Source organism: Pseudomonas sp. NPDC090755 (assembly GCF_044769005.1).
Lineage (GTDB): Bacteria > Pseudomonadota > Gammaproteobacteria > Pseudomonadales > Pseudomonadaceae > Aquipseudomonas.
Window position 1 is genome coordinate 1 of the sequence record NZ_JBIVXC010000006.1, and the last position, 13,000, is coordinate 13,000.

Annotated in this window: 15 protein-coding genes; 4 read left to right on the forward strand and 11 right to left on the reverse strand. The window is 64.4% G+C overall.

Annotation, left to right across the window (positions count from 1 at the left end; translation table 11 throughout):
* Positions 1-1,211: 1,211 nt before the first annotated feature.
* The 11 genes from ACIQUS_RS11285 to ACIQUS_RS11335 form a co-directional block, all read right to left on the reverse strand.
* Complete coding sequence (locus ACIQUS_RS11285; protein WP_403046824.1) at positions 1,212-1,883, reverse strand: GntR family transcriptional regulator; 672 nt, start codon at positions 1,881-1,883, stop codon at positions 1,212-1,214.
* A gap of 137 nt (positions 1,884-2,020) precedes the next feature.
* Entirely contained in the window at positions 2,021-2,584 is a 564-nt protein-coding gene (locus ACIQUS_RS11290; RefSeq protein WP_403046826.1) for an NUDIX hydrolase, read from the reverse strand.
* 2 nt (positions 2,585-2,586) lie between these two features.
* Complete coding sequence (locus ACIQUS_RS11295) at positions 2,587-3,339, reverse strand: GntR family transcriptional regulator (protein ID WP_403046829.1); 753 nt, start codon at positions 3,337-3,339, stop codon at positions 2,587-2,589.
* Between the two features lie 88 nt (positions 3,340-3,427).
* Positions 3,428-3,817 (reverse strand): carboxymuconolactone decarboxylase family protein, encoded by a 390-nt coding sequence (locus ACIQUS_RS11300; RefSeq protein WP_403046832.1) that lies wholly within the window; start codon positions 3,815-3,817, stop codon positions 3,428-3,430.
* A gap of 63 nt (positions 3,818-3,880) precedes the next feature.
* A complete protein-coding gene (locus ACIQUS_RS11305; RefSeq protein ID WP_403046834.1) occupies positions 3,881-4,366 on the reverse strand; it encodes a flavin reductase family protein in 486 nt (161 codons plus the stop codon).
* 12 nt (positions 4,367-4,378) lie between these two features.
* On the reverse strand, positions 4,379-5,860 hold the full coding sequence (locus tag ACIQUS_RS11310; protein WP_403046837.1) for an aldehyde dehydrogenase: 1,482 nt from the start codon (positions 5,858-5,860) through the stop codon (positions 4,379-4,381).
* Complete coding sequence (locus ACIQUS_RS11315; RefSeq protein WP_403046840.1) at positions 5,857-6,690, reverse strand: alpha/beta fold hydrolase; 834 nt, start codon at positions 6,688-6,690, stop codon at positions 5,857-5,859. Before ACIQUS_RS11315 ends, ACIQUS_RS11310 begins: the two co-directional genes overlap by 4 nt.
* A 26-nt stretch (positions 6,691-6,716) precedes the next feature.
* Positions 6,717-7,307 carry an amino acid synthesis family protein gene (locus ACIQUS_RS11320; protein ID WP_285861039.1) on the reverse strand — a complete coding sequence of 197 codons (591 nt, stop codon included), beginning with the start codon at positions 7,305-7,307 and terminating at the stop codon, positions 6,717-6,719.
* Positions 7,308-7,514: 207 nt separating this feature from the next.
* Positions 7,515-8,561, reverse strand: coding sequence for a class I SAM-dependent methyltransferase (locus tag ACIQUS_RS11325; RefSeq protein WP_403046844.1), 1,047 nt, complete (start codon positions 8,559-8,561; stop codon positions 7,515-7,517).
* A gap of 95 nt (positions 8,562-8,656) precedes the next feature.
* On the reverse strand, positions 8,657-9,253 hold the full coding sequence (locus tag ACIQUS_RS11330) for a DUF4157 domain-containing protein (protein WP_403046847.1): 597 nt from the start codon (positions 9,251-9,253) through the stop codon (positions 8,657-8,659).
* Positions 9,240-9,794 carry a TetR/AcrR family transcriptional regulator gene (locus ACIQUS_RS11335; RefSeq protein WP_403046849.1) on the reverse strand — a complete coding sequence of 185 codons (555 nt, stop codon included), beginning with the start codon at positions 9,792-9,794 and terminating at the stop codon, positions 9,240-9,242. The genes ACIQUS_RS11330 and ACIQUS_RS11335 overlap by 14 nt, the downstream gene beginning before the upstream one ends.
* Positions 9,795-9,885: 91 nt before the next feature.
* Here ACIQUS_RS11335 and ACIQUS_RS11340 point away from each other — a divergent pair, with 91 nt between their 5' ends.
* The 4 genes from ACIQUS_RS11340 (at position 9,886) to ACIQUS_RS11355 (ending at position 12,860) form a co-directional block, all read left to right on the forward strand.
* Positions 9,886-10,617 carry an SDR family oxidoreductase gene (locus ACIQUS_RS11340; protein ID WP_403046852.1) on the forward strand — a complete coding sequence of 244 codons (732 nt, stop codon included), beginning with the start codon at positions 9,886-9,888 and terminating at the stop codon, positions 10,615-10,617.
* A gap of 34 nt (positions 10,618-10,651) precedes the next feature.
* Positions 10,652-11,242, forward strand: coding sequence for a 2-hydroxychromene-2-carboxylate isomerase (locus ACIQUS_RS11345; RefSeq protein ID WP_403046855.1), 591 nt, complete (start codon positions 10,652-10,654; stop codon positions 11,240-11,242).
* A gap of 106 nt (positions 11,243-11,348) precedes the next feature.
* The gene (locus ACIQUS_RS11350) at positions 11,349-11,969 is read left to right on the forward strand and encodes a LysE family translocator (RefSeq protein WP_403046857.1); all 621 of its coding nucleotides are present in this window, start codon (positions 11,349-11,351) and stop codon (positions 11,967-11,969) included.
* A gap of 18 nt (positions 11,970-11,987) precedes the next feature.
* On the forward strand, positions 11,988-12,860 hold the full coding sequence (locus tag ACIQUS_RS11355; RefSeq protein WP_403046859.1) for an alpha/beta fold hydrolase: 873 nt from the start codon (positions 11,988-11,990) through the stop codon (positions 12,858-12,860).
* Positions 12,861-13,000 lie beyond the last annotated feature (140 nt).

Genomic DNA, 13,000 nt, shown 5'->3' on the forward strand with positions numbered 1-13,000 from the left:
CTACGGCGCTCGCCGGCCATCCATGGCCGTCGCCCCACTACGCAAGGGTTCCACTCGGCCTCCTGAAGGGACGATCGGTGGCGCCTGGAATATCGTGCGCTTAGGAGCAGGAGCAGGAGCAGGAGCAAAAGCAGGAGCAAAAGCAGGAGCAAAAGCAGGAGCAGAGCGAAGCACGGGTTCGGCTTTCCGCCTTTGCTTTTGCTTTTGCTGTTCGTACATCACCAGTCCAGACGACACGGTTCGTCCCTTCAGGAGGCTGAGCGCAGGTATTGCGTAGCCGGGTGCAGGCCATGGATGGCCTGCAAGTACCGCAGGGCCATGGATGGCCCTTCGGTGCGTCCCGGCGGGAGCAATGCCGGAGGGAAGGGACCCGCAGCGAAGCGTAGGGCCGGATGCAGGGACGCACGGTTTGCGCCACTTTGCCATGACAAAGTGGCCCGCCGTAAGGGCGGAAGGGGCCAGCAGCGTCACCATCGCGAATGGATCAGCTCGCAACACGGCAAGCCAAAGCGTTGGCACTGAAGACAGTGAGCATATCCATTCCCTGCGGCGGCTCCAACGGCTGGTTTCGCCCTTTACGGCGACCCACTTTTGAGGGCAAAAGTGGGCAAAACCCGTGTCCCTGCATCCGGCCCTTCGCTTCGCTACGGGTACCCTCGTTCCACCCTTGCTCCCGCGGGGGCGCGCCGAAGGGCCGTCCCTGGCCCTACGGCGCTCGCCGGCCATCCATGGCCGTCGCCCCACTACGCAAGGGTTCCACTCGGCCTCCTGAAGGGACGATCGATGGCGCCTGGAATGTCGCGCTCAGAAGCAAGAGCAAAAGCAGAGCGAAGCTCGGTCTCAGTTTTCCGATTTCGCCTTTGCTTTTGCTTTTGCTGTTCGTACATCGCCAGCCCAGACGACGCGATTCGTCCCTTCAGGAGGCTGAGCGCAGGTATTGCGTAGCCGGATGCAGGGACGCACGGTTTGCGCCACTTTGCCATGACAAAGTGGCCCGCCGTAAAGGCGGAAGGGGCCAGCAGCGTCACCGCCTCGAATGGATCATCTCGCTGATGACAAAGTATTGGCCCGTAGCCGCTGCCGCCAGGCTGCGATCGACTGCGCAGCAGTCGCAGGGGCCGGAAGTCCTGCGTGAGGCAGGTTTTACGACCGCTTCGCGGCCGATCGCAGCCTGGCGGCAGCGGCTACAGGGAGCACATCCGGTCTGCCGCTCACCTGGTTTGCGGCAAGTGCTCGAAGAGGGTCTTGCAGACGCCCGCGATATGTTCGTCGAGCAACCTCACCGCACGCTCGATATCCTTGGACCGACAGGCATCAAGAATCTCCCGGTGTTCATGATCGGCGCGTTCCTTGCCCGCCGACAGGCTCATCTGCATCCGCAGGTAGCGCTCCAGCTTGTCGTTCACCGAACGGATCATATTCACCAGGAACGGCCGCTGCGCCGGTTCGTACAGGCAAGCATGCAACTCCCAATTGAGCTCGGCCCAGCGGCCGACATCGTTCTCGCCAACGAACTCCTGGCAGATCCGCTCGGCACGGGCGAAGGTCTCCTCGGTCATGTTCGGAATGGCCAGGCGCAACGCCTTGTCTTCGAGCAGCATGCGCACCTCGAACATCTGCGCCAGCTCAGGTTCCGACATGCGCGTAACCATCGCCCCACGGTTGCGCTGGAACATCACCAGGCCTTCGGCCTCCAGGCGCTTGAGCGCTTCGCGCACGGGGATCTTGCTGACGTTGAACTGGCGGGCGATATCGTCCTGGCGGATCGGTTCGTCTTCGGCGAAGTGCCCGGCGATGATCGCATCGCGCAGGTGACGGGTGATGATTTCCGAAGTCGAAGGCGTATTGCCCAGGTCCGGGGCGTTGAGGCGGGGTACGGTCACGGTGGCATCGTCCGAAGTTATTTCAGGATATGGTATACGAATCTATCCGGTCCCGGCGCTACAGTTGCCCAACGGCCAGTTTCAGGAGAGAGTTTGACCGCCGATTACGGGTGTCCACGACGGTATTAGAGACAGGGCTAGCGGATGAAATGCACCTTGCCGGTGTCGTCGTTGCCCATGTAGATGCCGTAGACGCCGGCCTGGCGCTCTTCGATGTAGCGTTCGAGGATTTGGCGGATCGCCGGGTAGTAGATCTGGTCCCAAGGGATGTCCTCGGGGGCGAAGAAGCGGTAGTCGAGGGTTTCCGGGCCGTACTGGCCGGTGACCTCCAGGGCGATGGCGCGGAAGATGATGTACACCTCGCTGATCTTCGGGACGCTGAAGATCGAGTAGGGCGAGATGATTTCGGCACGTACGCCGCTTTCTTCCCAGACTTCGCGCAGGGCCGCCTCTTCGGTGGTCTCGCCGCTTTCCATGAAGCCGGCGGGCAAGGTCCAGGTACCGGGGCGCGGCGGGATGGCGCGCTGGCACAACAGGTACTTGCCGTCCTGCTCGATGATGCAGCCGGCGATCAGCTTGGGATTCACATAGTGGATGTAGCCACAAGCGTTGCACATCAGGCGCTCGTGGGTGTCGCCGGTGGGCCGTCCCTGGTGCAGCGCGGCAGTGCATTGCGGGCAATAGCGAGGGACGGCAGGCATGATCAGCGACCTATGCGGGGTTCTTTGAGGACAATCGGCGTGGCGATGTCACGCACCTTGCTGGTGTCGTCGTGTTTCTGGCGCAAGTAGTCCAGGGCCACCTTGGCCGCGGCGCGCACATGGTCGACCGAGGCCTGGTGGGCGGCCAGCGGATCGCCGCTCTTGATCGCGGCGACGATCTTTTCCATTTCCTGGTTACTGGCCCCACGGCGGTTTTCCTGGGACACCGAGGTGGCGCGCAGGTAGCTGATGCGCGCCTGCAACTGGCGCAGCTGGGTGGCGGCGACATGGTTGCCGGAGCCTTCGAGCAGCACGTCGTAGAAGCCCTGTACCGAATCGAGCACTTGTTGCAGTTCGCCTTCTTCAAGTGACCTGCGGTTCACCTCCAGGGCCTTCTCCAGGGCACGGATGTCCTTGGCCTTGGCGTTCAAGGTGAACAGCTGGACGATCAGGCCTTCGAGTACGCAGCGCAGCTCGTAGATGTCGCGGGCGTCTTCCAGGGTGATGATGGCTACGCGCGGGCCCTTGGCGTCGGCGAACTCCACCAGGCCCTCGGACTCCAGGTGGCGCAGCGCTTCACGCACCGACGTGCGGCTCACGCCCAGGCGGTCGCACAGGTCGCGCTCGACCAGCCGGTCGCCCGGCAGCAACTGGAAGCTCATGATCGCCCCGCGCAGTTTGTCGAGCACGATTTCGCGCAGGGTTACGGGGTTGCGGTTGACCTTGAAGCTGTCGTCGAGGGGCTGGCGTTTCATCGTCTGTGCTCTGAAATTGGCTGTTGCCTTCACCGCCGTCGCGCACCTCGAACCCCGGTGCGCCGTTGCGGTGCCGAACAGCCAGTCGTTAACGGGTTGCCTGCGAGTCGGCCTCGGCGAACGCCTCGCGGGCCAGGCGGAAGCTGTCCACGGCCGCGGGCACGCCGCAGTAGATGCCGACTTGAAGCAGGATTTCGCGTATTTGCTCACGACTCAGACCGTTACGCAAGGCGCCGCGTATGTGCAGCTTGAGTTCGTGGGGGCGATTGAGCGCGGAAATCATCGCCAGGTTGATCATGCTGCGCTCCTTGAGCGACAGGCCTTCGCGGCCCCAGACATGCCCCCAGCAGTATTCAGTGACCAGCTCCTGCAAGGGGCGGGTGAAGTCGTCGGCGTTCTCGATGGATTTCTGGACGTAGTCCTGGCCCAGCACCTGGGTGCGGATCTCAAGGCCTTTCTGGTACTTCTCGTTGCTCATGATCGGCTCCGAAAAAAAACGGGGGCCGCAACCGAGGTGTGGCGCACGGCCCCCTAAGGGAAATCAGGCCAGCGGCGGCAGGGCGCCGAGCTTGCCCTTGTGGTAGATCATCGGCGTGGCCGGTTGATCGGGCAGGATTAGGTTTTTCACCGCGCCGACGATGATGGCGTGGTCGCCGCCGTCGTACTCGCGCCACAGCTCGCACTCGATGATCGCCGTGGCATTGCCCAGCAGCGGGTTGCCCAGTTCGCTCAGGTGCCAGTCGATGCCTTTGGCCTTGTCCTTGCCCTTGCCGGCGAAGGCATAGGCCTCGGCGGTTTGTCCGGCGGCCAGCAGGTGAATGGCGAACTGCTTGCTGTCACGCAGCACCGGATAGGTATCGGAGGCGTAGTTGGGGCAGAACAGCACCAGCGCCGGGTCGATCGACAGCGCGCTGAAGGCGCTGGCGGTGATGCCGACGATGGCCCCGTCGGCGTCCAGGGTGGTGACCACCGTGACGCCGGAAGGGAAGGAGCCCATCACGTCTTTGTAAATGCCGGGTTCGATCATGACGCAGGTCTCCTAACGCATGACAAAGGGGTCGGGCATCGGCGCGGTCGAGAGGTTGATCCACACCGTCTTCAGTTCGGTGTAGGCCAGTACCGAGTCGATGCCGCTCTCGCGCCCGTAGCCGCTGTTCTTGAAGCCGCCGATCGGCGCCATGGCCGAGACCGCGCGGTAGGTGTTGACCCAGATGATCCCCGAGCGCACGTCGCGGGCCAGTCGGTGGGCACGGCCCAGGTCGCGGGTCCAGATGCCGGCGGCCAGGCCAAACTGCGAGTCGTTGGCCATGGCCAGCGCCTGGGCCTCGGTCTTGAAACGGATCACCGCCGCCACCGGGCCGAAGACTTCTTCCTGCATGATCTTCATCGAGTTGCTGTCGCATTCGAACAAAGTCGGCTCGTAGTACCAGCCGTCGCTGTCGACCTCGGCGCGCTTGCCGCCCAGGCGCAACGTCGCGCCTTCGGCCTTGGCCGCCGCCACCAGGCCTTCGACCACGGCCAGTTGCTGGGCGGTGGCCATGGGGCCCATTTCGCTGCTTTCGTCCTGAGGGTTGCCGATCTTGATGCGTTTGGCCCGCTCGACCAGGCGCGCAACGAATTCATCAAAGATCTCGTCCTGCACCAGCAGGCGCGAGCCGGCCACGCAGCTTTGCCCGGAGGCGGCATAGATGCCGGCCACTGCGCCGTTGATGGCGCTGTCCAGGTCCGCGTCGGCGAAGATGATATTCGGCGACTTGCCGCCCAATTCCAGCGACAGCTTGGCGAAGTTCTCGGCGCTGCTGCGCACCACATGGCGGGCAGTGGCGGCGCCGCCGGTAAAGGCGATCTTGCGCACCAGCGGGTGGCGGGTCAGCGCCGCGCCGGTGCTCGGACCAAAGCCTGTGACGACGTTGACCACGCCCGGCGGGAAGCCGGCCTCCAGGGCCAGGCGCGCCAGCTCCAGGACGGTCGCCGAGGCATGTTCGGACGGCTTGATGACGATGGTGTTGCCGGCGGCCAGGGCCGGAGCCAGCTTGATCGCGGTCAGGTACAGCGGGCTGTTCCAGGGGATGATTGCGGCGACCACGCCGATCGGCTCGTGTACGGTGTAGGCGAACAGGTCGGGCTTGTCCAGCGGCAGGGTGCCGCCTTCGAGCTTGTCGGCAAGGCCGGCGGTGTAGTGGAAGAACTCCGGCAGGTAGCTGACCTGGCCGCGGGTTTCGCGGATCAGCTTGCCGTTGTCGCGACTTTCCAGCTGGGCCAGGTGTTCCTTGTTGGCGCTGATCAGGTCGCCCAGGCGGCGCAGCAGTTTGCCTCGGGCGGTGGCGGTCAGGCCGCGCCAGGCCGGGTTGTCGAAGGCCGCCTGGGCGGCCTGGACGGCGCGCTCGACATCCGCTTCATCGGCATCGGGCAATTGCGCCCAGGCCTGGGCGGTGGACGGGTCGAGGCTGTCGAAGGTCTTGCCACTCTGGGCATCGAGCCACTGGCCGTCGATGCACATCTGAAATCGTACGAGAGTCATGCAACGATCCCCTTGGCTGAATCGGAGAGGGTTTTGGCGTCGCCGAGAAAGTCCAGCAGCATCTGGTTGACCAGGCGCGGCGACTCTACCGGCATCATATGCCGTTGCTCGGCCAGTACCACGCTTTGGGCACCGGGTATGCGCCGGGCCAGTTGCCGGGTCATGTCCGGGGTCGAGCCCAGGTCCCATTCGCCGGTGGCGATCAGGGTCGGCACCTGGATGCTGCCCAGGTCGTCGGCGCGGTACATGTCCTGGGTGGCGAACAGTTCGTAGGTGGTCAGGTAGCCCTGCGGATCGTTGCTGGCCAGGGTCTGGCGGATGGCGGCGATCTGCGCCGGGTTGGCCGCCTGGTACTCGCGGCTGAACCAGCGCGCCAGGGCCGCTTCGGCATTGGCGTCCGGGCCGTGCTCGGCCGCCTGGGCGGTACGGGCGATGACCCCGGCGCGCTGCTCGGCGCTACGGTTGAACACGCTGTTGAGCACCACCAGCGCGGCCAGGCGCTGCGGGTAGTGCAGGGCGAAGGCGCGGGCCACCAGGCCGCCCATGGAAAAACCGATGATGGTCGCCTGGGGCAGTTGCAGGTGATCGAGCAGCTCGGCCAGTTGCGCGGCATAGCCGGGCAGGCCGCAACCTTGCTGCGGACGTGGGCTCTGGCCGTGGCCGAGCATGTCGTAGGCGATTACCCGGTAGTCGCTGGCCAGGCCAACGACCTGGCCGCCCCACATTTCTTTGTTCAGGCCCACGCCGTGGATCAGGACCACGGGCTGGCCTTGGCCGGTCGCCAGGTAACTGGTGCCGGCCGGGGTGCGTTCAGCAGCAGGCTGAATCATCGGTCGCTCCTAGGGCGTCGTTATTGTTATTGCGCTTTTTCAGCGGCCAGCTCTTCCAGGTCGATGTAGCGGTTGCCGATGCGCGGGTGCAGGCGGCCACCGTCGGCGCACCCCAGGACCACCACGATCTCGTCGGCGCGCGGGGCGTCCTCGATCTGCATTTCCAGGGTGATGTAGTGCGAGCGAAGGCCTTCGTCGTCCTTGTGCATCATCGGGATTTGGATCGAGGTGCCCGGACCGCCGCGCTTGTTGGTGAAGCTCAGGTAGCTCTTGGCCTTGACCGCCTCGCGGTAGTGGTTGCCGAAACGCAGGGTGTGGATCACCGCCGAGGCGTGCTCGATCTCGCCATCGGCGCCGACCACAGCGGCCTTGCCGTAGGCTTCGATCTTGTCGGCACCGCCGATGGCGGCACACAGGCGCTCGACCATCTGTGCACCCAGGTCCGAGCAGTTGGCGCGGATTTCAGGCTTGAGGTCTTCGACAAAGCCGCGGCCCAGCCACGGGTTCTTGATCACCACGGCCAGGCCGACCATGGTCACCGGCTTGTCGGTGGCCTTGCCCCCTTCGATGAAGGTTTCTTCGGCGTAGGTGACGATCTTGCGGATTTCGAAACTCATGGGCTGCTCCTGTGCAGGTGGGGGCTAGGTCTTGTTGTCTGATGGTATACCATAATACTTTGCATGCAAGTGCTTCCTGCAAATTTCTCTGCCAGGGTGACGTGTGGGGGATAGGGGAGGGCGACCGCGGTGCGGTCGATCGCAGGCTTCGCCAGCTCCCACAAAGGTCGGGGGGCTTGTGGGAGCTGGCGAAGCCTGCGATGGGGTTTACTTGCGCGCTTCGAGAATCAGGTTGAACGGCGTTTCCGTAGCCCGTCTGAAGGTCTTGAAACCTGCTTCTTCAAACACCGCACGCAGGCGCGCTTCCCCGGCTTGCGCGCCCAGGCCCAGGCCGACTTCCTGGGACAGCGAGTTAGGCGTACAGATGAACGTGGAGGCGGCGTAGAACAGCCGGCCCACCGGCGTGCTGTTGGCATCGAGGTTGTCACCGGCATAGGGCTCGACCAGCAGCACCGTGCCGTCGGCCTTGAGCGCTTTGTAGGCATGTCTGGCGGCGCCCACCGGGTCGCCCATGTCGTGCAGACAGTCGAAGTAGCAGATCAGGTCGTAGTCATGGTCGGGAAAGTCCTTGGCGCTGGCCTTGACGAACTGCGTGTGCTCACCCACGCCCGCTTCGGCGGCACGCTGGTTGGCCACGGTGATCGAAGGGGCATGGTAGTCATAGCCAATGAACCGCGAGGCGGGAAAGGCCTGGGCCATGATCACCGTCGAGGCGCCATGGCCACAGCCGACATCGGCGACCTTGGCCCCGGCCTTGAGCTTGTCGACCACCCCGCTCAGCGCCGGCAGCCACTGGCTGACCAGGTTGGCCTTGTAGCCAGGGCGAAAGAAGCGCTCGGTACCGCTGAACATGCACGGGTGGTGATCGCCCCAGGGCAGGCCGCCGTCGCCGCGCATGGCCGCGACCAGTTTGTCCTTGTCGTGGTAGAGGGCGGCGATCACCGAGGCGCCACCGGCGGCGTACACCGGCGAATCCTCGATGGCCAGGGCCATGGCCTGTTCCTCGGGCAGGCGGAAGCGGCCCTCCTTGTGTTCCATGTAGCCCGACGCCGCCTGGGCGCTGAGCCATTCGCGCAGCAGGCGGGCATTGCAGCCGGTCTGTTGCGCCAGTTCTTCGGGGGTGACGAACTGACTGTCGGCCATGGCCCGGTACAAGCCCAGTTCATCGCCGAGGATCAGGTTGGCCAGCAGGGCGGCGGCGCCCATGTCGTTGACCAGCTTTCCCATGAAATCCTGTAGCTTGGCTTCGTCCATTGCGTGATCTCCTGCAAGAAGTCCAACGTCAACGGGGCCGCCGCAGCCAGCGACGGCCTCGGCCATTTGTAAAAGGGGCAACCTATCAGTGTAGTTCAGCGGGCCTGACCGGACGCGCGTTCGCGCAACGCCTTGCTGACTTTTGCCTGGATCTCGTAGGCCGGCGCCTCAACGGCGTCGTAGTCGCGGGAATAACGCCGGGCGAACTCATCCACACCCCATTGCTGATACTGCTGCACATGGTGCAGCTCGTGGGCCCAGAGCGCGACGTTGTCCTGGGCATCGGCCTCGTCGCGAAAGACGATGATGTCGATCAGGGTCACGGCGTTGACGTCGGGGTTCTGCAGCACGGCATTGGCGCTGTCCAGGGCCTGCTGGTCGCCGACCTTGTAGCGCGCCGCATCCAGCACCTGGAAATCGTAATACGGTTCCAGCTGGGCGCGAATGTGCAGTGGGATCGGCAGCAGCGTGCCGGCCGCCGCCTCGTTGCGTGCCTGCTGCAGGGCCATGGCCAGGGAGCTGCTGGCCATGCGCCCCAGGTCATCGAGCACGGTGCGGGCTTCGCCTGGGTCGACCGGCGAGCAGATGCAGCCGCCCAGGCAGATCTCGTACTGGCCGGCGGGGCAGGCGGCGTGGGCGTTGAGCGGGAGGAGCAGGGCAAGACCGAGCAGCAGCGTTTCAACGACTTTCATGCAAGGCCCCGGCGAGAAAATCACGGGAGGCCTTGAGCACGTGCTGCTGGCGCGCTTCGCTGGCCAGCATGCGTGCAATCACCAGCGCGCCCACGCACTGGCTGAGCAGCGCCCAGGCCAGGTCCGGGTCGCCCAGGGTCCGGGCCCAGGCCTGTTGCAGGCTGCACAGCCAGTGTTCGGCTTCTTCGCGCACCGGCAACGGCGCCTGGGCAATCTCCGCGCCCAGGGCCGGGATGGCGCAGCCGCCTTCGCGGTTGTGCACGTGGGCCAGGGTCAGGTACTGGTCCAGGCAGCGGCTGAGCCGTTCGCGGTCCATGGGTTGCTGGGCCATTGGGCTGTGGGACAGCTCGCGGCGCACGATCTCGGTGAACAGGTCGTCCTTGGACGGAAAATGGTTGTAGAAGGCCCCACCGGTCAGGCCTATGGCCTTCATCAACCCGGCCACGCCCGTGGCATTGAAGCCGCCGCGCTTGGCCAGGGCACCGCTGCTTTCCAGCAGTTTCTGCCGGGTCTGTTCCTTGTGATCGGTGGCGTAACGCACGCTGGCTGTCTCCGGTGCACCTGCTTGACGAGGCCTGGATCATAGCATAGCGTTCGTTTAGTAAATGATCGTTTACCAATGGAGGCGATGGATGAACTTGAACAAGAAAGTGGTGCTGGTGGTGGGCGCCGGGGATGCGACCGGTGGTGCGATTGCCAAACGCTTTGCCCGCGAAGGCTACATCGCCTGCGTGACTCGGCGCAGTGTCGACAAGTTGCAGCCGCTGGTGGACGAGATCCGCGCCGGCGGCGGTGAGGCGTATGGCTTCGGCTCCGATGCGCGCAAGGAAGAAGAGGTGACGGCGCTGGTCGAGCAGATCGAAAGCAGCATCGGCCCGATCGAGGCCTTCGTGTTCAACATCGGCGCCAATGTGCCGTGCAGCATTCTTGAAGAAACCCCGCGCAAGTACTTCAAGATCTGGGAAATGGCCTGTTTCGCCGGCTTTTTGACCGCCCAGGCAGTGGCCCGGCGCATGGTCACCCGCGAACGCGGGACTATCCTGTTCACCGGTGCTACCGCCGGCTTGCGCGGTGCTGCCGGCTTTGCCGCGTTCGCTGGGGCCAAGCACGGCATTCGCGCCCTGGCCCAGAGCATGGCGCGGGAACTGGGCCCGCGTAACATCCATGTCGGCCACGTGGTGGTCGATGGCGCCATCGACACGGCCTTTATCCGCGACAGCTTCCCCGAGCGCTACGCCCTGAAGGATCAGGACGGCATCCTGGACCCGGCGCATATCGCAGACAGTTACTGGTTCATGCACGCGCAGACACGGGATGCCTGGACCTTCGAACTCGACCTGCGGCCGTGGATGGAACGCTGGTAAATCCCTGACAACAACAAGAAAAGGACGCATTGCAATGAGCAAGACCGTTGAATTCTTCTTTGACCTGGGCAGCCCGGCCAGTTACCTGGCCTGGACCCAGCTACCGGCGCTGTGTGCCCGTCACGATGCGCAGCTGGTATACCGGCCGATGCTGCTGGGCGGGGTGTTCCAGGCCACCGGCAACGCCTCGCCGGTGATGGTGCCGGCCAAGGCCCGGCATGTATTCGTCGACCTGCAGCGCTATGCCCGGCGTTATGGCGTGCCCCTGGCCTTCCCGCCGGGCTTTCCGATCAACACCTTGAACCTGATGCGCGGCACCGTGGCGGTGCAGCAGTTCGCGCCGCAGCGCTTTGAGGCGTACCTGAGCTGCGTGTTCCAGGCCCTGTGGGTACAGCAGCGCAACCTGGGCGATCTGGCGCAACTGGCATCTGTGCTGGAAGCGGCAGGCTTCGATGCCGAACAGTTTCAAGCCTGGGCGGCCGATCCCGAGGTCAAGGCCGCCCTCAAGGCGGCCACCGACGAGGCGGTGCAACGCGGCGTATTCGGCGCACCCACCTGCTTTGTCGGCGAGCAGATGTTCTTTGGCCAGGATCGCCTGGACTTTGTTGCCCAGGCCCTGGGCTAGGCAGGACAGTCAGGTGTAGCGCCATTATTTTCGCCAACTGTATGGCCTGGGCGTGGCAAGACTCCGTTAGTGTCGATACAGCCTTGAACCCGACGGATTGCCTGCCATGCTCAGCTCACTCGACCTGATTACCGCCTTCGTGCTGTTTGCCTTCGTTTCCTCGATCACCCCGGGGCCCAACAACACCATGTTGCTGGCCTCCGGGGTGAACTTCGGCGTGCGCCGATCGATTCCCCATGCCGTGGGCATCAGCGTCGGCTTCATGGTCATGGTGCTGGCGGTGGGCTTTGGCCTGGGCGAAGTGTTCAAGGCCTATCCGCCGATCTATTCCGTGCTGCGTTACGTGGGCGCCGCCTACCTGCTGTACCTGGCCTGGAAGATCGCAACCTCCGGGCCGCTGTCGGCGAGCAACCCCGAGCGCCGCAAGCCCCTGGGCTTCTGGGGCGCGGCGGCGTTCCAGTGGGTCAACCCCAAGGCCTGGGTGATGGCGGTGGGGGCGATTACCACCTACACGCCGGCCCAGGGTTATGTCACCAACGTGATTGTCATCGCCACGGTGTTCGCCTTGGTCAACCTGCCCAGTGTCTGGGTCTGGGTGATGTTCGGCAGCGCCTTGCGAAATGTATTGCAGAATCCGCGCTGGCTGATGCTGTTCAATGTCCTGATGGCCGCTTTGCTGGTGATATCCCTGTACCCGCTGCTCTTTGTAGAATCGGGGTTTTCCTGAAAGTGAGTGCGCCGGCACATGCAGTTGATTCCCTGGTCCCATGACACAAGTGCTGGCTTCACCTTGCGCGGCTGGCGTTCACCCGCCAGCGGCAAACCGCTGCTGCATTTCTTGCACGGCAACGGCTTTTGCAGCCTGACCTACCAACCCTTGCTGGCGCGCCTGGCCGAGAACTTCGACCTGTGGCTGTGTGATGTCCAGGGCCATGGCGACAGCGATCACGGTGGCCCGTTCCAGGGCTGGAACCGCACGGCGGAGCTGGCTATCGAAGCCTTTGACGCCGGTCGCGGGGAGTACGCCGACGTGCCGCGCTTCGCGGTCGGCCACAGCTTCGGTGGCGTGCTCACCGCGCTGATGCTGGCGCGCCAGCCGCAGCTGTTCCAGCGTGCGGTGCTGCTCGATCCGGTGCTGTTCAGCTGCTCGATGATGGGCCTGATGGGCGCAGCCGCACTGGTCGGCCTGCACCGTCGCCATGCCCTGGCGCGCAAGGCCGCCACCCGCCGCAGCCACTGGCCGGATCGCACCGCGGCGCGGGCTTCGCTGGAGGGCCGTGGCATTTTCAAGGGCTGGAGCGAGCCGGCGCTGCAGTCCTATATCGAACATGCCATTGGCGAGTGTGGCGAAGGGGTGGTGCTCAAGTGTCGGCCGAGCAGGGAAGTGGAGATCTTCAGTTCCTTCCCCCGGCGCATGTGGGCCTCGCTGGGCCAGGTGCAGACCCCGAGCCTGGTGCTCTACGGCGAGGCCACCTATCCCTTCGTGCCGCAGTCGGTACAGCGTTGGGCCCAGGGTAATCGCCATGTCACCGCCAGCCAGGTGCCTGGGGGGCATTGCTTCATGCAGGAAGATCCGGCGGCGTGTAGTCAGCGGATCGAAGCCTTTTTGCACAATTGATGGGGTTGTTGCCCACTTTTTGACGATTGTGAGTCTTGGTTTGAGCGCGCAATAGCACGACTCCCTGAACAGCATGCCACGTGTCGGTCCGAGACCCGATGCAGGTACAATGCCATTATTGATTGCCAGCCTACCTTCGG